We start from the raw sequence: 19,082 nt of genomic DNA, 5'->3' as shown, positions 1-19,082 counted from the left end.
AACGCCTATCACGGTGGTGCTGGATACGTACGTCTCCGTGTTACCCGCCGAGGCCGTCGGTCATCGCCAGGACTCGGCGGCGAACATGGCCACTGCTCTCATCGCGCTAAAGCAACTAGCAGTCGTGTAGTAACTACAACAGCCAGACGCTCCCACAATGCCGAATGCCCATCTGACTCTCGGGCATTTAGCGGCCTACAGAGCGAAAACCGTTACCTATTCCTAGCAATACCTCTGCCTATGGCGAGTACTGAGCGGTCCGTCCCCGCGTGGCCAGTCCCCGCACTCGCTCCACCGCACCAGCAATCTGATCCCGGTGTGGAGGCTCCGCCAACCAGGGCAGAAGGCCGGGATTGTCCTTGTCGTAGGCGATCATCCACTCTCGGAAGCCCGGGCTGATGAATTCGGGTCCCACGTCCCATACTGCGGCCGGAATGGGCATCGTAGTCCGCCTCGGAACCATGCGGGTGACTTGTTCCAAGGCTCGATCAAGATCGCTGAGCACGTCAGCCGCACCCACAAGCTTTTCTGCCGGAGTGGCATCCACCAGCCGCAGCAACCGTGTCAACTCCGGACGATATGTCGCCCGACGCAGCCACTCCTGGAGCTGCTCACCCGAGGGAGGTTCATCAGCGAGTCGGCGCCGAATTTCGGCGCGCGCCAGCCTCCGTCGCCACCACGCAGCCAGCACGATCATCACCAGCAGCACGAGAGCGGCCGTCAGGCCGGTGTTTTCCCTAACGGCTACCGGATCAGCGTGTGGGAATGACCCGACGGGGGCGAGAGTGTACCCCGCGAGGAAGCCGGCCACTGCCGCCAGCGCCAAACCCGTCTTGGCGTTGCGCTTCATATTGGCCTTAAGACTTCGCGTTCGGTACCTGGCTGCGAATTTCCTGACCGGCATGAGGTGCGGAAGCGTCCACTCGCCCGGTCTCGTGGGCCGCTTGATCGTCAAGGCGGCCACCACGGCGACCGGCCAAGTCGCCATATGAATGGCGATCAACCAGCCGATAGCGTTGCCGAGGCGTCCATGAACAATTTCGATGACAGCTTCCTCCACGGTCGCGATCCCCGCCGCGAAGAGGATGGCCGTGGCCGCACTGATCCCGTATACGGTCAGTTTTGCAGGCAGCGAGGGAAGGCGACATCCGGCGCTGCTCCAACCTACGAGAAACGCGCCGCCCGACACACCCAGGAAAACGGGAATCATGACGTCTGACCACTCGAGATGATTTTCATTCCAGAGGCCGATCGAGCGCCATACGCCCAGAATAATGAGCCCCACTGAGCAAATCTGGCCCACTCGGAGCAAGTCCAGCAGTGTACGCGGAAATGAACCACCAGTCCCAGGCGGGGTGGTGTCGCCGATGGCGAGCGTTCTGTCGACAAGGGGGACGTCACGCGGCAGGTATCTGAGGACATCCCAACGCCCATGGGATGATAGGTCGGCGAACGTTTCGGGAACGGAGACGAGGGAATGTGCGGCAGCCCGCCGAAGAAGCGTACTACGGGACGAACTCGCACGCTCGGTAGCCCAGACGGCGACCTCAGAACTCGTGCACGCCAGCAGTTCGAGAGCTGGACGCTGGTCGGCCTGGGTTCCCCCGATGAACGCGTTGAGGACGAACACATCGGCGTGGGTGCGCAGTCGGCCTAATGCCGTGTCGTTCTGGTGGCGCACCGACTCTGCCAGTATGCGCAGGATGTGCAGCGCTGGAGGTGGCCAGGTAAAACTTCCGGTGGCCATGGGGAGTTGCTGCCTAGGGCTGAGCCCAAGAAGGGAATGCACGTCCCGAGCCAGGTCGATCGAAGCCGCTTCCCGGTCGAGGATGTCCCCCGCCGTCTCCAGCAACCGCCGCCGTTTGTCGGACGGGCCGAGGCGTAATGCGGCGATCACCGCTTCCCGCCAGCGGTGGTCAGTAAGCAGGTCGCGGACCTCGGGTTCGGCTCCGGCACGCAATAGCCACCCAGCAGCGAAGTGATCTAGAAACACGCTGTGCGCGAATGCGAAGGACCCCGGCCGGTCGTTCTGGGCTATGCGCGCCCGACGCAGATGCTCAAGGGCGAGCCTGGCCGAGCCTGCATCCACACCAGTCCGCCTGCCGAGCGCGGCGATCAGGTCGTGATCGGTGGGGGCACGGCCCAACGAATCATCGGACGCCAAACAGTAGGCTACGTCCTCCGCCACAGACCGAACTTCCTGGTCCGTCAGACGGGAGCCAGGCGCGCCCCGCAACCTTGTCGTGACCGCCACATCCACGATCTCATAGAGGTCCGCCGGCAGGTCGGCGCCTCCCGTGTCACTTACGTGATCACAGATGAGGCTGAGCAGCAGTGGATTGCTCGCGGCCACCGCACCCGCCCAGTCGGCACGGAGCCGGTGAATGATCTTGGCGGCCACCTGGCCCCCTAGACCGGCTGCCGCGATTAATTTGCGCTGTTGGGGCTGAGAGAGCGGCGTTACATGCACGCGAAGACCAGTGAAGGATTCGAGAAATTCATTGTCTCGCGTGGTGATTACCGCTTGGAAAGCCGGTCCAGCGTTGACGAACCGGTGAATAGCGTCGAGATATTCGCGCGCCATACGTTCCCTGGGACCCGGAGCCCACAGGGCGGGGAGTTCGTCGAAGGAATCGAAGACAAACAGCCAGCGGGGTTGGTCGGGCGGTCGGCGCAGGAAGCCTTCCATGGCATCTCGCACATCCGGGTCGTCGGCTCCGACGGTCTCCAGGACATGCGCTCGAATCATCTCCGCGTTTATGGGTCCCCTTCGCTGGAGAGCCGCCAAATCCACGTAGACGGCCATGAGCTTTGGGCCTCGCCTCCGCGACGTGCCACGCGCACAGATCTCCCGGACAACCTGCCGGGACGTCACGCTCTTGCCTGCCCCCTGTTCACCAATGAGTGCCACCACAGGTACTCGAGTGCGAGACAGGACGCGGGTTAACCGCTTGCCGCCATCCGCGGTCAACTGCACGAAGCCCCGAGAGTTGAAGCCTGCCGAATCGTCGAAACGATCGATGTACTTCTGTACAGCGAGCGCTATGATTCGAAGTCGTCGGTGCTCCGAGCTGCGCGGCGCGCGCATGGCACTCACCGCGCCTCCGACCGCCAATAGAACGCCGGCACACAACAAAACGAAAGGTACCGGTGACTCGCCCATTCGCATGGTGTCGCGGAAGATTAGGAGTACCACAGCGGTGCCCGCGGAGAGCCCACCTAGCACGCATACAAGCCAGCCCGTCGTTCGGCGGGCAGACGGTGACCACTGCCTGAGGTACCCGAGCAGGGCCACGATGAACGCGGCGACCGCAATGACCGCCGAGGCCCAGGCCGGGGCCGTCCCTATCCACTGCATTGCGAGCTCCGTCCTCCGATGGCGTGGGGCCATTCTCGGTGGTGTCCTGGTGGCTTATCGACACAACCGCCCAGGTGTCCGACTGAGGCCATGACTGTATGCATCGAAATGCCCTGCTGTGGATCATGGTTGATCCACAGCAGGGCAGCGACCAAGACGGTCGCCGCCGGATGGCTGCGGGCAAGCTTGCCGGACCGGAGGGCGATCATCCGCCCTTTTAAGTCAGCCGATGCACCATTCGATCACATTGCGGCGCTTGTAGAGGGTCGATTTGAAGACCGGTCGTCGGCCACCGAGTGCTCCGCGGCGGGCGTTTCCCTGTGCGGCCACGGCGGTGGGCTGGTTCGTGCGCACGAAAGGGTCGACACTGACGGTTCAGTGGATACGGCCGACCGAGTCGTCATGGACGTGCAATAAGATCGCTTCAAGGGTGCCCTCGGCCGCCCACCAACGGTACCGCTCCTAGACGATCTTCGAACGCCCTGGAGCGGAAACCTCGTTGGCTTGCTACTGCATCAACCTCTTGGGCACCTTGGGTCATGGCACCGAACCGAGAGGGCTGACCACCAGTCCGGCACTAACACTGTAAGGGCCATGATCCGCTGTTGCGCATCATGGCCCTGCCGCCGCGTGGGCGCGGGCGGTTTCGAACCGCCGGCCCCTCGTTGGTAAGGAGCCGCGATCATCTGCTGAGCGGCGTTGACCTGGGCCTTGGCCGCTCGTCTGGGACGGCATGCAGTCTGCGCCACAGCCTAAGGGCGCGGGCATGCGGCTTGGTCACGCAGGCTGATCAAGGCCCTGAGCTGCCGCGCCTCACAACTCCCGCCTCCCAAGTGGTGCGCGAATGGCACGGGACCGTCCTCCCGCGTGGGCACACACCGCTCCCCGCCTGAGCTTTCCATCTGCCGGGCCAAGGTCAGGGGTGAAGATGGAGCGCCCCACCGGACGAACGACCTTCACCCCTCTGGTCCCTGTCTGGTAGATCCCCGATCGGGACGACAGACGGGAAGCTCAGGCATCCTCAAGCCACCAACAACCGTCACGGGCGCGCCCTCGGCTTCCCAGAGTCAAAGGCCCCGCCGGAGGCACCGTCTGTACCCGTGGAACGGAGTCGGGCGGCTTGTTCACGGGCCTTGGTGGCTGCGGCAGCGGCTTGTACCCGGTCTGATTCGAACAGAAGATGCTGGGCCAGCTCGTCAAAGACGCGGGCCATGTCTTCGTGCCAGTTCGCGAGGCTGAGGGGATCGGCTGAGTCGTCGGGGCGTCCTGCTCGCACTCGGCGCAGTCCTTGGAGTGCGTTTTTCATCTCTGGAGGGAGGCCAGGCCTCTGAACGGACATGGGGTGAGCGTACGGCGGCGGCGCGGACCCGTGACCGCCGGCGCCTGGCGAACCGGGCGGCGGGCGCAGGATGCGCGGCCCGGCGCGGCCGTACGGTGACCGGCGCCCACGCCGCACGCTCCGGGCGGCCAGGCACAGGACCACGCCGCAGCCCCAAGCGCCGCCGCCGGTGATAGAGGACCATGACAGTGTGCGGGCCGCGATGATCTACAGCATGGGACGGCCGGGCTGCGCGGACCCCGTTTCCCTGATCGGAAACGGGGTCTTTGCGCTGGTGGGCGCGGGCGGTTTCGAACCGCCGGCTCCTCGCTTGTAAGGCGAGTGCTCTACCCCTGAGCTACGCGCCCGTGTCGCCGGGAAAGCGTACCCGGTTCGGGGGTGTGGGGGCGAAGTGGATATCGGCGGAGGGCCGGTTCGCCGGGGTGGCGAACCGGGTCTCCGCGTGGGGTTGTGGGGTCAGGTGTCCAGGTGGACCCAGACGCCCTTGACCTCGGTGTAGGCGTCGAGGGCGTAGGGGCCCATCTCGCGGCCCCAGCCGCTGGACTTGTAGCCGCCCCAGGGGGCGGCGGCGTCGGGGATGGGCAGCATGTTGATGAAGATGGCGCCGGCGCGGATGTCGGCGGCGAGGCGGTGCGCGGTGGACAGGTCGCGGGTCCACACGGACGCGGCGAGCCCGTAGTCGGTGTCGTTGGCGCGGACGGCGAGTTCCTCGGGGTCGTCGTAGGCGAGGACCGGGAGGACGGGGCCGAAGATCTCCTCGCGGGCGATGGTCATGTCGTCGGTGACGCCGCCGAAGACGGTGGGGCTGTAGAAGTAGCCGTTGGCCAGGGGGCCGTCGGCGCGTTGCCCGCCGGTGACGAGTTCGGCGCCCTGTTCGGTGCCGGTCTTGACGAGGGAGTCGACCCGGTCGAGTTGTTCGAGGGACACGAGGGGGCCGATCTGGGTCTCGGGGTCGAGGCCGGGGCCGAGGCGGAGCGTGGAGGCGGCCGCGGCGAGTTTCTCGGTGAACTCGTCGGCACGGCGGCGGTCGACGTAGAGGCGCGCGTAGGCGGCGCATACCTGGCCGCTGTTGAGGAGGGCGCCCTGGAGGTTGCCGGCGACGGCCTTGTCGATGTCGGCGTCGCGGGCGATGACGCTCGGGGCCTTTCCGCCGAGTTCGAGGGTGACGCGCTTGAGGTTGCCCGTGGAGGCCTTGACGATCTCGCGTCCGACGGAGCTGGAGCCGGTGAAGGAGACCTTGTCGACGTCGGGGTGCGCGACCAGGGCGCGGCCGACGTCGGGTCCGCCGGTGAGGAGGTTGACCACGCCGGGCGGGAAGCCCGCCTCGGCGCACAGCTCGATCAGCCGGACGGTGGTGAGCGGCGTCTGCTCGGCGGGCTTGATGATGACGGTGTTCCCGCAGGCGAGCGCCGGGGCGAGCTTCCACGCGGCGATCATGAGGGGGAAGTTCCACGGGGTGATCAGCGCGCAGACGCCGACGGGTTCGCGGCGGACGTAGTGCAGGGTGTCCGGGAACGAGACGGGAGAGACCGCGCCTTCGAGTTTGGTGACCCAGCCCGCGAAGTAGCGGAAGTGCTCGGCGGCGCCGTTGACGCTGACCGCCTGCGCGACGCCGAGCGGCTGGCCCTGGTCGCGGGTCTCCAGTTCGGCGAGGTCGGCCTGGTGCGTCTCGATCAGGTCGGCGACGCGCCAGAGGAGGCGGGCGCGGGCGTTCGGCGCCATCCTGGCCCACGCCGGGTCGTGCAGCGCGGCCCGTGCCGCGTCGACGGCGTTCTCCACGTCCTTGGGTCCGGCCTCCGCGCAGGACGCCAGGACGGCTCCGGTGGCCGGGTCGGACGTGGTGAACTCGGCACCGTCCGCGGCCGCGGCCCACTCGCCGTTGATGTAGAGCCGAGTGTTCATGGGGGGGACCTCCCTCGCAGGTTCGGCCCCAGTCTCGGCCGGAGACGGCGTCCGGGTCTTGTCTGTGGGTGTACGAGATTTGACTGGATCGGTAACGATCACTCGCCGGAAATCGTCACCCGGTACTCGCGGGGGCTGGCGCCGTAGGCGGCCTTGAACACGCGGCTGAAGCGCGCCGCGTCCACGAAACCCCACCGGGCCGCGATGGCGCTGACGGGACGGTGCAGCTGGAGCGGGTCGCGCAGGTCGCGGCGGCAGTGCTCCAGCCGGCGCTCCTTGATCCACGCCGAGACCGTCGTGCCCTCCTCGCGGAACAGGTTGTACAGGTGGCGGGACGAGACGAAGTGCGCGGCGGCGATGTCGTCCGGGGACAGGTCCGGGTCGTCCAGGTGGCGTTCGATGTAGGCGCGGACGCGCAGCAGCAGGGCGCGGCGGCGCGCGTCGGCGGTCGGCGCGCTCATGTCGAGGCGTTCGGCGAGGAGGGTGACGAGAAGGTCGACGATGTTGTCGCCGAGCCGGACGCTGCCGTGATCGTCCAGGTCGTCGAGTTGTTGGGCGAGCTGGAGCAGGAACGGGGACAGCAGCGCCCCGACGCCCTGTCGGCCGGAGATCCGGGTGGCGGTGAGACCGGCTACGGCGTCCTCGGGCAGGTGCAGCAGGCGGCGCGGGACCATCAGGACCAGCTGCCGGTACGAGTCATCGAACGCGAGCGTGTACGGGCGCGTCGTGTCGTAGATCGTGAAGTCGCCGGGGACGAGCGCGGCCTCGCGCCCGTCCTGAGTGAGCAGGCAGTACCCGTTGAGCTGCACGCCGATCTTGTAGTGTCCGGGGTCCGACTGGGAGATCAACGCCCCGGTACGGCGCACGATGTTCGGTGTGGACGCGACGTCGGCCACCGTGAGCGCGCCCAGCTCACGTCCGCGCAGGCGGCCTTCGAACCGTTCCGGACGGGTCGTGTCGGCGCGCAGCGGCACGAACATGTCCGTGACCGAGTTGCGCCAGTAGTCGAACCGTTCGGCGACCGGAAGATCCGACGTGCGGATGAGCATGGACATGCGCATTTCCCCAGATGAAGCCCCATTCCCCTGATGCACACATGGTGCACCGTCCGGGCCGGATCGCGCTAGTGGCAGCCCGGCCCGGACGGAGATCGACGTCATGTCTCAGGCCATGGCCTGGCGGACGAGATGGGTGTCGGTGAACTGCTCGAAGCCCGTCACCTTGCCGTCCTTCACCCGCCACACGTGGACGAACCGTACGCGCATGGGCTTTCCGGTGGCCCGGTAGGTGCCCGAGTAGTGGCCGATCGCGACGACGGTCCCGTCGCCGCCGTCGACCAGTTCGTCGGGGTCGGCGCGGAAGCCCTCCCAGTCGGCGTTGAGGCGCCCGAACACGCCGGACTTGATCTCGTCAAGGCCCACGTAGGTGCCCGCGTAGGGGAACCCGGCCATCTCCGTCCACGCGATGTCGTCGCCGAACGCCTCCATCATTCCGGCCAGGTCACCGCGGTCCGACGCCGCGTAGTGGGCCTTGATGATGTCGTAAGCCTCGCTCATGTGCTGTCCTCCCAAACTTTGTGCCAGTCCAGCGTCTCGGCCGGGTCGGGATCTTGATTGTGTCCGAATGATCCTTGTCTGTCGCGGCACAGGTTAGGACGCGGGCGTGATCCGGGTCAGCGCGACGGCGAGGCGGTCGGCCGCGGTCGGGGCCGCCGGCGCGGGGAGGCCGCCGACCATCGTGAGGGCGAGGCGCATGAGGGACGGGTGGGACAGCCCGTGGCGGGTCGCGAGCCGCATGAGGCGCGGGTCGTCGAGGGCGCGGGTGACGGCCCGGCCGAGGGTGAACGGGCCGCCGTTGGCGCGTTTCAGGGCGGACGGGTAGGTCCGCAGGACCCGTTCCGGCGACGCCGAGGAGAACGCGGTCATGATCACTTCGGCGGCGAGGCGGCCGGCTTCGAGCGCGTACGCGATGCCCTCGCCGCTGAACGGGTTGACCATGCCCCCGGAGTCGCCGACGAGCAGGAGCCCGGGCAGATAGTGGGGTCCGCGGCTGAAGCCCATGGGAAGCGCGGCGCCGCGCACGGAGCCGACGGCGTTCTCCTCGGTGAGGCCCCACTCCGGCGGCAGCCGGGCCAGCCAGCGGGACAGGAGCCCGTGATAGTCGGGGTGGGAGCTGCGCAGCAACGCCACCCCGACGTTGCAGGTGCCGTCCCCCATGCCGAACACCCAGCCGTAACCGGCGGGCGCCAGGTCGAGCCAGATCTCGAGGTGGTCGTCGTCGTGGCGGGGGCTGCGGTAGTAGCGGCGGCCCGCGATGCCGATGGGACGGTCGCGCCGGGGCCGGAGCCCGAGCGCGACGCAGAGCCGCGACGAGGCGCCGTCGGCGGCGATGACCAGGCGGGCCCGGTGGTCGCCGTCGGCGGCGCGGACGCCCGTGATCCGTCCGTCCGCCCGGAGGGGCCCGGTGACCTTGGTGTTCTCCCGGAGGTCGGCTCCGGCGGCGACCGCGTTGCGGGCGAGGAGCTCGTCGAGGTCGGCGCGGGTGCGGGTGAGGCCGTGACCGTCCGGCCAGGGGATGTCGAGGCGGTGACCGCCGCCGACGAAGCGGATGCCGCCGGTGCGGAACCAGCCCGGCCCGGTCACATCGACGCCGAGCCTGCGGAGTTCCTGGACGGCGCCGGGCGTCAACCCGTCCCCGCAGACCTTCTCACGCGGGAACGACGACTTCTCCAGGACGAGGACGTCCAGACCGAACCGGGCCAGATGACAGGCGACCGCGGACCCCGCGGGACCCGCGCCCACCACGATGACGTCGCGCACAGACGTCGATTGAATCAGATCACGTGTTGGGCGGCTCCGCGCTGATGTCGGCGAGGGCCGAGCGTTCGTCGCGCTGGACGGCCAGGTCTCCGATGGAGACCATTCCGATCGGGCGGTCGCCGTCCACGACCGGGATGCGGCGGACGGCGTGTCGCCGCATGAGCCGCACGGCGTCGTCGGCGTCCGCGTCCGGCGCGACCGTGACGATGTTGGTGCTGCAGATGTCGGCGACGGGCGTCGCGCCCAGGTCCTTCTCCAAGGCGACGGCGCGGACGACGATGTCGCGGTCGGTCACCAGGCCGCGGAGCCGCCCCTCGTGGACGACGAGGACGTCGCCGATCCCGTGCTGCCGCATCAGGTCCCCGACCCGGACCAGGGACGTGTCCGGGGACACCGACACGGGCACCGGTGTCATCACTTCGTTCACCATCTGGGCCATGTGCGAGCCTCCCCTCTCCGGGCTCGCGTACCCAGCGACGGGCGGGATATGTCGGCGGAGTGGGTGTCAGCCCTGCGCGTCCGGCCCGTCCTGCTCGGCGAGGAACCGCTCGAACTGGGCGCCGAGCTCCTCGGCGGTGGGCATGTCCTGCGATTCGGCGAGGAGGCTGTCGCGCTCGGCGGCCCCGGCGAACGCGTCGTACTGCTGTTCCAGGGCCCGGACGACCTTCTCCACCTCGTCGTTGCCGTCCACCTGCTCGGCGATGTCGGCGTCGGTCGCGGTCGCGGCCTCCCGGAGCCGCTCGACGGGCAGCACCAGCCCGGTCGCGGCGACCACGGCGTCCAGCGCGGCGACGGCGGCGGCCGGGTACGCCGACTGCGCGAGGTAGTGCGGCACGTGCACGGCCAGCCCGACCGCGTCGTGGCCCGCCTCCCCGAGCCGCAGCTCAAGCAGCCCGGCGGCGCTGCCGGGGACCTGCACCTTGTCGAACCACGAGTTCCGCGTGACCAGCTCGGGGCGGGTGGCGTGCGTGGTGACGCCGACCGGACGGGTGTGCGGGACGCCCATCGGAATGCCGTGGAACCCGACGACCAACCCGACGTCCAGACGCTTCACCAGGTGCAGGACGGACGCGGTGAACCCCTCCCAGAGCCGGTCCGGTTCCGGGCCGGACAGCATCAGGAACGGGCTTCCGACCTCGTCGCGCAGCAGCCGCACCACCAGTTCCGGCGCCTCGTAGGACGCCCAGTGATCACGGTCGAAGGTCATCGGCGGGCGCCGCGCCCGGTAGTCGATCAGCGCGTCGACGTCGAAGCGGGCGATGACGCGGTGCTCCAGCGCCTCCAGAAGGTGCTCCCGCACGAGCTGGCCGGTGGAACCGGCGTCCACGAAGCCGTCGAGGCTGTGCAGGAGCACCGGCCCCGTCATCTCGGGCAGATCGGTGTCGAGCTCGTACAGCTCCTCAGGGTTCAGCACCTTTTCCCCCACATTTCCATGTCGTCCAATGTACGCATTCGTGGCATTTCCCTCTTCGACCCGGGGCCCGCGTCGCCGAGGGATCGTCACGGGGCCGAGGTGGTCGTCGATGCCTTCGCGGACGTCAGGGAAGGCTCCAGAGGGACACTGACAGCAGGGCCAGGCTGGCGGCGATGAGGAGCATCGCCACGGACTGGCCCCCCTCGTCGGCGGGCACGGTCCTGCCGTGGGTCACCAGGGCCACGAACCAGGCGAAGAAGCCCACGGCGACGATGTCCATCGCCACGGCGAGCCCTGTCACGCCACCACCTCCCCCCACACCGGAGCAACCCTAGACGAGTGCGGTGGCCCACACCGCCGCGTCGGCGAGCACGCCCCGAGCGAACAGGACAGAATCGAGAACTCGGAGTCAGTGGGAGGGTGCGTGACCGGTGACAGGGCTTACGACATCGTGCTGTTCGGCGCCACCGGGTTCACCGGTGGCCTCACGGCCGAATACCTCGCCGGGCATGCCGATTCCAGGACGCGCTGGGCGCTCGCCGGACGGAACCAGGCCAAACTGGCGGCCGTCCGCGACCGGCTCACCGAGATCGATCCCGCGTGCGCCGACCTGCCGCTGCTGCACGCCGACGCCACCGACCCCGACTCGACCGCCCGGATCGCGGACGCGGCGCGGGTCGTCATCTCGACCGTCGGCCCGTACGCAAGGTACGGCGAGCCGCTCGTCGCGGCGTGCGCGCGTTCCGGGACGGACTACGTCGACCTCACCGGCGAGCCCGCGTTCGTCGACCGGATGTATGCCAAGTACCACGACGAGGCCGTCCGCAGCGGCGCGCGGATCGTGCACGCCTGCGGGTTCGACGCGATCCCCGCCGACCTCGGCGCCTACTTCACGGTCAAGCGACTCCCCGAGAACGTTCCGCTGCGCGTCGAGGGGTTCGTGCGCGTCCGCGCCGACGCGTCCGGCGGCACCCTCCACTCGCTGGTCGGGGCCCTGGCGGACGCGACACGCCCCCAACGGGCCGGACGTCGACGGCCCGAGGAGCGGCCCGCCGGGCGCACGGCGCGCGTCTCGCGGCGCCTTACGCCGAAGACCCGTATCGGGGACGGCCGGGCGCTGCCCTTGCCCACCCTCGACCCGCGGGTGGTGATCCGGTCGGCGGCGGCGCTGGAGCGCTACGGGCCGGACTTCACCTATGGCCACTACCTCGCCGTCAGGCGCCTCCACCGCGCCGCCGGGCTCGTGGCGGGCGCGGGCGCCCTGGTCGCCCTCTCCGCGCTGCCGCCCACCCGGCGGCTCCTGCTGGGGCTCCGCCGGCCGGGCGACGGGCCGTCCAAGGAACGACGCGCCCGGCACTGGTTCAGCGTGACGTTCACCGGGGAGGGCGGCGGCGAACGCGTCGTCACCGAGGTGGCGGGCGGCGATCCCGGATACGACGAGACCGCCAAGATGATCGCCGAGTCGGCGCTGTGCCTCGTCCACGACGAACTGCCCGTCACCGCGGGTCAGGTCACGACCGCCACCGCGATGGGCGACGCCCTCATCGACCGGCTGACCCACGCGGGGATCGCCTTCCGCGTCCTGGACCCGACCTGAGCTACAGGTCGTGCCAGGGGATGTCGGGGCGGGCCGGGGCCACCACCGCCAGAGACTGGCCGCCGCGGATCTTCTCGTCCGGTTCGAGGGTGAGCCGGAACCGGGCGTTCGGACGGTGCGACTCGCCGACGGCCAGCAACGTGCTGCCACGGTGCAGGAGGAAGACCGAGAGGTCGATGCGGGACCACTCGCCCGCGTCGTCCGGGACGTCCACCCGGTAGAGGGTCCCGTCGGTGTCGAGCGTGCTGGCCAGGTTGTGGTAGATCGACGCGACGCCGGGGTTGCGGACCGCGACCGCGATGACGGCGGGGTCGTCGACGTCGACGGTCTCGATGTCCCGGCTGATCAGTTCGAGCGCCTCGGTGATCTCCCCGCGGCGGACGCCGTCATGGAGACCGGCCAGGAGATGGACGGACGTCTCGCCCTTCCGCCGCAGGTACGCCGCCACCCCGAGCATCACCCGGACGGTCTCGTCGTCGGTGCGGCCGACGACCACGGCGGTGCGGGCCGCCTCCAGGCACGCCCGCTCGTACGCGGTCTCGTCGTAGGCGACCACGTCGTACAGGTCGGGGTCGGGGTTCTCGCCCGTCAGCTCCCCCGGCCAGAAGATCGCGGCGACGGGCGTCCCGGCGAACTCCGGGTCGGCGCGGAGCTGGCCGATGACGGCCCGCAGCCGCTCCCTGTCGTAGCCGATCATCACGAGGTGCCGCCGTCTGTGCAGCCGCGCCTGGCCGTTGGCCCTCATCGTCCGTCCTCTCCCCATCCAGAGCGTCAGCTCGGCGAACATCACCAGGCCGGCGGTCAGCCCGGCCACGATGACGATCACGCCGCCGATCCGTCCGCCGACCGTCGTCGGGGACAGGTCGCCGTAGCCGGTGGTGGTGCCGCTGACGAGGAAGTACCAGAGGTACTCGTCCGGCCGTTTGAGGTCGGCGCCGGGCTCCTCGAACACCACGATCAGCAGCCAGCCCGCGACGAACGCTCCGAGAAGCACCAGCGCGGGCGCCCGCCAGGAACGCCGGGTGATCCGGTTGACCAGGCGCAACAACACGATCGGCATCCGCGCAGCGTGGCAGCAGGCAAAATGCCACGTCAAGGCTGAATTGTCCCGGCCATGGCGGTGCGGGCGTAGCCGAACACGGCCGTGCCTCCCTCCGTCAGGGATATGCCACGGTCAGGTGGCGCGGCCCCGGCGCAGGACGCGGTTCAGCGCCGCGGCCACCTCCTCGGACAGGTCGCTGTCGCCGGACGCGGGCGGCGCGGCGGGCGCGGTGCCCGAACGCACGAGGTCGGCGGGGATGGCCTCGCGCGTGTGGCCGCAGTCGCGGCACTCGACCTCGCCGAGCCGGCACACCAGCGCGACGGATCCGCACGCCGCGCATCGGTCGAGATCGTCCGCCCAGTCGTGGGCGGACTGGCAGCCGGGGCAGATCAGGATCTGGCGGTCCGCCCGGACCCCGCGCTTCCACAGGCTCACGCCGCGCACGGGATCGGTCTGCCGCGCCCCGCAACGGAAGCAGGGCATCACACCTCCAGGGTGCGGGGGCCGACCGGAGTGCCCAACCGGCCCGTTCACTCAGAGATCGGCGAGCGCCTTACGGTACTCGCCGATGTCGCGTGCGTCCGGGATCGCGTTCACGACCTTCCACCGGACCACGCCCTCGGTGTCGATGATGAAGGTGCCGCGCAGGGCGACGCCCCTGTCCTCGTCGAACACGCCGTAGCGTCGTGCCGTCCCACCGTGCGGCCAGAAGTCCGACAGCAGCGGGAACTGGTACTTCTCCTGGTCGGCCCAGGCGCGCAGCGTGAACATCGAGTCGACCGACACGGCGAGCACCTGCGCCTTGTCACCGGAACCGCCGTCCAGCGTGGACAGCTCGTCCCGGATCTGGCACAGCTCGCCCGTGCAGACGCCGCTGAACGCCAGCGGGTAGAACACCAGGACGACATTCCTGCCCTGTCCGCCCGCCCGGTAGTCCGACAGCCTCACCGGAGTGCCGTGGTGGTCCTTCAGTTCGAAGTCGGGTGCGCCGTCGCCCACCTCAAGCGCCAAAGCCTCTCCCATGATTCTCGGCCCCACCGACGGCAGGGACGTACCCGCCCCCACGGTCGTGGGCGACGGGCCCGGTCCATACGTTCCCGCGGCGCCCGCCGGACCGGGGCGCCGTGGACGTCCGCGCTACTTGCGGACCTTGGGTGCGACCAGTCGCGTCCCGGACCACTCCTTCGCCGCGCTGACGCTGCTGGTCTGCGACAGGCCGGCCGTCTGGGCGGCCTCGCCGATGTCGCTGGGCTCCACGTGGCCGTCCCGGCCCGCCTTGGGCGTCAGTAGCCAGATGTCGCCGCCACCGGCAAGGGGGATCATCGCGTCGGTCAGGCCTTCGAACAGGTCGCCGTCGTCCTCGCGCCACCACAGCAGCACGACGTCGGCGACGTCGTCGTAGTCCTCGTCGACCAGCTCGTTCCCCGTGACGGCCTCGACGGATTCCCGGAGATCCTCGTCGACGTCGTCGTCGTAGCCGATCTCCTGCACCACCTGGCCCGCCTTCAGGCCGAGCCGTTCGGCCAGGCTGCGCTCAGACTGCGCCTGACCCGCGGTCGCGCTCACGAAAGTCCTCCCATTGTCGTCGTCCGCACGGTGTCGTGCGCGTGCTCTCCGGCCCCCGGGCCGGGTGGCCCGCCCGCACCCGTGCGGTGTTTGCGGGACAGTCCACACAAGTGAGGGCCCCTAGCGCAAGTGTCTTCCCGGCTTTTGGTGGCCTCATTGGCCCGATTACGACAATCACCGTCATGGAATGCTCACGTAGGGTGACACCTTCGGGGTCATCCTTTGACGAAGGACAACCTGACCTGGCGATCGGGGTTGTCGACGTTGAGATCGACCAGGGCCACCGACTGCCAGGTGCCCAGCGCGAGCCGTCCGCCGACGACCGGGAGCGTCGCGAACGGTGGGACGAGAGCGGGCATGACGTGCGAACGGCCGTGCCCCCGCGATCCGTGGGCGTGCCGCCAGCGGTCGTCGGCCGGAAGCAGGTCGCCCAGCGCCGCGAGCAGGTCGTCGTCGCTGCCGGACCCCAGTTCGAGGATCGCCACACCGGCGGTGGCGTGCGGGACGAAGACGTGCAGCAACCCGTCGCCGCCCGCCGACGCGGCGAACTCCTCGCACTCGGCCGTGATGTCGTGCACGACCTCGCGTGTACCGGTGGTCACCTGGACCACGGTGCTCTCCATGATCCCGTGTGTACCCGATACGGAGGCCCGGACGCATCCGAAATCCCCGGACGCGCCTCAGCTCTGGTGGCTCATCCGCTCCCCGGGCTCGATCACCGCGTCCGGTCCCGGGTAGACCAGCGCCTCATGGTCGTCGGCGAAGCGGACCACGTACGGCGGCCCGCCGTCCGGGCCGCGCACTTCGACGATCTCTCCTATCCGGTCCGGCTGGCCCACGACGTTGCCGTGAACGTGCAGCCGGTCTCCGACCTGTCCGTTCATCACTCCCCCAAGCTCGTACGTCCGTCACCTGGACGGACCGTGCCGGGCACGTGGTGCCGTATGTTCCCAGCCTCATACGTTCCCCTCACCCCGTCGAGGGGAATCTTCCCGACACGTGAAAAAGCGGCCCACGACGACGGCCGTGGCAAGAGCCCGTGACGACGGCGCCGCAGGGGGCGGTACCCGGTGACACCGGGGACAATGGTTACCGACTGGTAGAGATGCGTTAGCCGTCGTTAACGGCGACGATGGATCACAGACCGAGGCGACGAACAGTCGGCCGGTGACCGGCGGCCTCCCTCCTGGCGGCACCGGTCTCACCAGCAAGGACGGCAAGGACAGAGGGGACCCCGTGGCTTCCGGACGTCAACGCTTTTCGATCATCAGCGACGGCCTGCCGAGCCAGCTGCCCGACATCAACCCGGACGAGACCCGGGAGTGGCTGGAGTCGCTGGACACGGTCATCAAGACCGAGGGCCGTGGCAGGGCGCGCTACGTGATGCTCCGGCTCCTGGAGAGGGCCCGGGAGCTACAGGTCGGCGTGCCCAGCCTGCGCAGCACCGACTTCATCAACACGATCCCGCCGGAGCACGAACCCTGGTTCCCCGGCGACGAGCACGTGGAACGGCGCATCCGCGCCTATATCCGGTGGAACGCCGCGATCATGGTGTCGCGGGCGAACCGTCCCGACATCGGGGTCGGCGGGCACATCGCCACCTACGCGTCCGCCGCCTCGCTGTACGAGGTCGGCTTCAACCACTTCTTCCGCGGCAAGGACCACGGCGAGTCCGGTGACCAGGTCTTCATCCAGGGCCACGCCTCGCCGGGCATCTACGCCCGCGCCTACCTGGAGGGACGGCTGCCGGGCGACAAGCTCGACGGGTTCCGGCAGGAGCACTCGCATCCGGGCGGCGGGCTGTCGTCGTACCCGCACCCGCGGCTCATGCCGGACTTCTGGGAGTTCCCCACGGTCTCCATGGGTCTGACGGCGATCGACTCGGTGTACCAGGCGCGGTTCAACCGTTACCTCTACAACCGGAAGATCAAGGACACGTCCCGGTCGCACGTGTGGGCGTTCCTCGGCGACGGCGAGATGTCCGAGCCGGAGTCGCTCGGCGCGATCGGCCTGGCCGCCCGCGAGGAGCTGGACAACCTCACCTTCGTCGTCAACTGCAACCTGCAGCAGTTGGACGGACCGGTCCGCGGCAACGGCAAGATCATCCAGGAGCTGGAGTCGTTCTTCCGCGGCGCCGGCTGGAACGTCATCAAGGTCATCTGGGGCCGTGACTGGGACCCGCTGCTCGCCCAGGACGTCGACGGCGTGCTGGTCAACCAGATGAACACCACCCCGGACGGCCAGTTCCAGACGTTCAGCGTCGAGTCCGGCGCGTACATCCGGGAGAAGTTCTTCGGCGCCGACCCGCGGCTGCGCAGGATCGTCCAGCACCTGTCGGACGACGAGCTGCGCAAGCTGTCGCGCGGCGGGCACGACTACCGCAAGGTGTACGCGGCGTTCAAGGCGGCCCGCGAGCACGTCGGGCAGCCGACCGTCATCCTCGCGCACACCATCAAGGGCTGGACGCTCGGCTCCGACTTCGAGGCCCGCAACGCCACCCACCAGATGAAGAAGCTCACCAAGGCCGAACTGAAGGAGTTCCGGGACCGGCTCTACCTGGACATCCCCGACTCGGCGCTGGAGGAGCCGCTGCCGCCCTACTACCACCCGGGCGAGGACTCCGACGAGATCCAGTACATGCGGGAGCGCCGCGCGGCCCTCGGCGGGTTCCTGCCGAAGCGGGTGGTCCGCGCCAAGCCGCTGAAGCTGCCCGGCGACCCGGTCTACGGCGAGCTGAAGAAGGGGTCCGGCAAGCAGAACGTCGCGACGACCATGGCGTTCGTCCGGCTGCTCAAGGATCTGATCAAGGACGAGAACATCGGCGCCCGGTTCGTGCCGATCGCCCCGGACGAGTACCGCACGTTCGGCATGGACTCGCTGTTCCCCACGTCCAAGATCTACTCGCCGCACGGGCAGACCTACGACGCCGTCGACCGCAAGCTCCTGCTCTCCTACAAGGAGTCCGAGAGCGGGCAGATGCTGCACGAGGGCATCAGCGAGGCCGGGTCGATGGCGTCCACCATCGCCGCGGGCACCGCGTACGCCACCCACGGCGAGCACATGATCCCCGTCTACATCTTCTACTCGATGTTCGGGTTCCAGCGGACCGGCGACCAGATGTGGGCGCTCGGCGACCAGATGGGCCGCGGATTCCTCCTCGGCGCCACCGCGGGCCGCACCACCCTCACCGGTGAGGGCCTCCAGCACGCCGACGGCCACTCCCCGCTGCTCGCCGCGACGAACCCGGCATGTGTCCACTATGACCCGACGTGGGCGTTCGAGCTGGCGCACATCGTCCAGGACGCGCTGCGCCGTATGTACGGAACCTCCGAGGAACACCCGAACGGCGAGGACGTCTTCTACTACCTCACCGTCTACAACGAGCCGTACCAGCAGCCGCCCGAGCCCGACGACCTCGACGTCGACGGCGTCCTCAAGGGCCTCTACCGGTACAAGGCCGCGCCCGAGGTGTCGTCCGGCAACGGCGAGGTGCCCCGGGCGCAGATCCTGGCGTCCGGCGTCGGCGGCCGGTGGGCCCTGGAGGCGCAGCGGCTCCTCGCCGAGGACTGGGGCGTCGCCGCGGACGTGTGGTCGGCGACCTCGTGGAACGAACTGGCCCGCGAGGCCCGCGAGTGCGACGAGTGGAACCTGCTCAACCCGGACACCGAGCAGCGCGTCCCGTACGTCACCCGCAGGCTCGACAACGTCCCCGGGCCGATCGTCGCCGTGTCGGACTTCATGCGCGCCGTACCCGACCAGATCGCACCCTGGGTGCGCGCCGACTTCACCACGCTCGGCACCGACGGCTTCGGTTTCTCCGACACCCGCGCCGCCGCCCGCCGCTTCTTCCACGTGGACGCCGCGTCGATCGTCCTGGCGGTCCTGACCCGCCTGGCCCGCAACGGCGAGATCAAGTCGGAGACGCCGCAGCAGGCGATCGAGCGCTACCGGCTGAACGCGGACGTCGGCGACGTGTTCGCGGGCGGCGCCGGCAGCCCGGAGAGCAACACCGGCGGGGAGAGCTGATCCCGGTGACCGCGAAGGC

General features: G+C 69.2%; 16 protein-coding genes and 1 tRNA gene. 2 read left to right on the top strand and 15 right to left on the bottom strand.

The genetic code is table 11. From position 1 onward, the window contains the following. Window positions 1–238 precede the first annotated feature (238 nt). From D0T12_RS30785 to D0T12_RS35650, 9 genes are all read right to left on the bottom strand, one after another. Window positions 239–3,163, bottom strand: coding sequence for an NACHT domain-containing protein (locus tag D0T12_RS30785; RefSeq protein WP_158581685.1), 2,925 nt, complete (start codon window positions 3,161–3,163; stop codon window positions 239–241). A gap of 1,806 nt (window positions 3,164–4,969) precedes the next feature. After that, a tRNA-Val gene (locus D0T12_RS30780) sits at window positions 4,970–5,044 on the bottom strand. 109 nt (window positions 5,045–5,153) lie between these two features. Continuing rightward, entirely contained in the window at window positions 5,154–6,599 is a 1,446-nt protein-coding gene (locus D0T12_RS30775) for an aldehyde dehydrogenase family protein (RefSeq protein WP_117404078.1), read from the bottom strand. Between the two features lie 98 nt (window positions 6,600–6,697). Next, the gene (locus D0T12_RS30770; RefSeq protein WP_117404077.1) at window positions 6,698–7,654 is read right to left on the bottom strand and encodes an AraC-like ligand-binding domain-containing protein; all 957 of its coding nucleotides are present in this window, start codon (window positions 7,652–7,654) and stop codon (window positions 6,698–6,700) included. Window positions 7,655–7,762: 108 nt separating this feature from the next. After that, window positions 7,763–8,155 carry a nuclear transport factor 2 family protein gene (locus D0T12_RS30765; protein WP_117404076.1) on the bottom strand — a complete coding sequence of 131 codons (393 nt, stop codon included), beginning with the start codon at window positions 8,153–8,155 and terminating at the stop codon, window positions 7,763–7,765. Window positions 8,156–8,248: 93 nt separating this feature from the next. Beyond that, on the bottom strand, window positions 8,249–9,418 hold the full coding sequence (locus tag D0T12_RS30760; RefSeq protein WP_233526386.1) for a geranylgeranyl reductase family protein: 1,170 nt from the start codon (window positions 9,416–9,418) through the stop codon (window positions 8,249–8,251). A 19-nt stretch (window positions 9,419–9,437) separates the two neighbouring features. After that, the gene (locus D0T12_RS30755) at window positions 9,438–9,857 is read right to left on the bottom strand and encodes a CBS domain-containing protein (RefSeq protein WP_117404072.1); all 420 of its coding nucleotides are present in this window, start codon (window positions 9,855–9,857) and stop codon (window positions 9,438–9,440) included. A 66-nt stretch (window positions 9,858–9,923) separates the two neighbouring features. Next, the gene (locus D0T12_RS30750) at window positions 9,924–10,832 is read right to left on the bottom strand and encodes a proteasome assembly chaperone family protein (protein WP_199487799.1); all 909 of its coding nucleotides are present in this window, start codon (window positions 10,830–10,832) and stop codon (window positions 9,924–9,926) included. A 124-nt stretch (window positions 10,833–10,956) separates the two neighbouring features. Beyond that, entirely contained in the window at window positions 10,957–11,133 is a 177-nt protein-coding gene (locus D0T12_RS35650) for a hypothetical protein (RefSeq protein WP_158581684.1), read from the bottom strand. A 123-nt stretch (window positions 11,134–11,256) separates the two neighbouring features. On the opposite strand from D0T12_RS35650, the gene D0T12_RS30745 reads away from it, so the two are divergent. Beyond that, window positions 11,257–12,429 carry a saccharopine dehydrogenase family protein gene (locus D0T12_RS30745; RefSeq protein WP_117404070.1) on the top strand — a complete coding sequence of 391 codons (1,173 nt, stop codon included), beginning with the start codon at window positions 11,257–11,259 and terminating at the stop codon, window positions 12,427–12,429. A 1-nt stretch (window position 12,430) separates the two neighbouring features. Here the strand turns inward: D0T12_RS30745 and D0T12_RS30740 are convergent, their stop codons facing one another. The 6 genes from D0T12_RS30740 to D0T12_RS30715 all read right to left on the bottom strand — a co-directional run bounded on the left by D0T12_RS30740 (window position 12,431) and on the right by D0T12_RS30715 (window position 15,921). Beyond that, window positions 12,431–13,489: a potassium channel family protein gene (locus tag D0T12_RS30740; RefSeq protein ID WP_117404068.1), complete on the bottom strand. Its 1,059-nt coding sequence runs from the start codon at window positions 13,487–13,489 to the stop codon at window positions 12,431–12,433. Between the two features lie 114 nt (window positions 13,490–13,603). Further along, window positions 13,604–13,906, bottom strand: coding sequence for a hypothetical protein (locus D0T12_RS30735; RefSeq protein WP_233526385.1), 303 nt, complete (start codon window positions 13,904–13,906; stop codon window positions 13,604–13,606). 99 nt (window positions 13,907–14,005) lie between these two features. After that, window positions 14,006–14,482, bottom strand: coding sequence for a peroxiredoxin (locus tag D0T12_RS30730; protein ID WP_117404064.1), 477 nt, complete (start codon window positions 14,480–14,482; stop codon window positions 14,006–14,008). A gap of 126 nt (window positions 14,483–14,608) precedes the next feature. After that, window positions 14,609–15,037 carry a DUF3052 domain-containing protein gene (locus tag D0T12_RS30725; protein WP_117404063.1) on the bottom strand — a complete coding sequence of 143 codons (429 nt, stop codon included), beginning with the start codon at window positions 15,035–15,037 and terminating at the stop codon, window positions 14,609–14,611. A gap of 215 nt (window positions 15,038–15,252) precedes the next feature. Next, window positions 15,253–15,660 (bottom strand): secondary thiamine-phosphate synthase enzyme YjbQ, encoded by a 408-nt coding sequence (locus D0T12_RS30720; protein WP_117404061.1) that lies wholly within the window; start codon window positions 15,658–15,660, stop codon window positions 15,253–15,255. Window positions 15,661–15,717: 57 nt separating this feature from the next. Continuing rightward, entirely contained in the window at window positions 15,718–15,921 is a 204-nt protein-coding gene (locus D0T12_RS30715) for a DUF1918 domain-containing protein (protein ID WP_117404059.1), read from the bottom strand. A 352-nt stretch (window positions 15,922–16,273) separates the two neighbouring features. On the opposite strand from D0T12_RS30715, the gene aceE reads away from it, so the two are divergent. Next, a complete protein-coding gene (gene aceE, locus D0T12_RS30710; RefSeq protein ID WP_117404181.1) occupies window positions 16,274–19,063 on the top strand; it encodes a pyruvate dehydrogenase (acetyl-transferring), homodimeric type in 2,790 nt (929 codons plus the stop codon). The last annotated feature ends 19 nt before the right edge of the window (window positions 19,064–19,082 follow it).

The organism is Actinomadura spongiicola, from assembly GCF_003432485.1.
Classification (GTDB): Bacteria; Actinomycetota; Actinomycetes; order Streptosporangiales; family Streptosporangiaceae; genus Spirillospora; species Spirillospora spongiicola.
This window is presented reverse-complemented; position numbering and strand designations above follow the sequence as displayed.

What these genes read in the sequence shown, in the direction of transcription:
- D0T12_RS30785 (WP_158581685.1), bottom strand. Translation starts at nt 3,163, where the DNA reads ATGGGCGAGTCACCGGTACCTTTCGTTTTGTTGTGTGCCGGCGTTCTA.
- D0T12_RS30775 (WP_117404078.1), bottom strand. Translation starts at nt 6,599, where the DNA reads ATGAACACTCGGCTCTACATCAACGGCGAGTGGGCCGCGGCCGCGGAC.
- D0T12_RS30770 (WP_117404077.1), bottom strand. Translation starts at nt 7,654, where the DNA reads ATGTCCATGCTCATCCGCACGTCGGATCTTCCGGTCGCCGAACGGTTC.
- D0T12_RS30765 (WP_117404076.1), bottom strand. Translation starts at nt 8,155, where the DNA reads ATGAGCGAGGCTTACGACATCATCAAGGCCCACTACGCGGCGTCGGAC.
- D0T12_RS30755 (WP_117404072.1), bottom strand. Translation starts at nt 9,857, where the DNA reads ATGGCCCAGATGGTGAACGAAGTGATGACACCGGTGCCCGTGTCGGTG.
- D0T12_RS30740 (WP_117404068.1), bottom strand. Translation starts at nt 13,489, where the DNA reads ATGCCGATCGTGTTGTTGCGCCTGGTCAACCGGATCACCCGGCGTTCC.
- D0T12_RS30720 (WP_117404061.1), bottom strand. Translation starts at nt 15,660, where the DNA reads ATGGAGAGCACCGTGGTCCAGGTGACCACCGGTACACGCGAGGTCGTG.
- D0T12_RS30715 (WP_117404059.1), bottom strand. Translation starts at nt 15,921, where the DNA reads ATGAACGGACAGGTCGGAGACCGGCTGCACGTTCACGGCAACGTCGTG.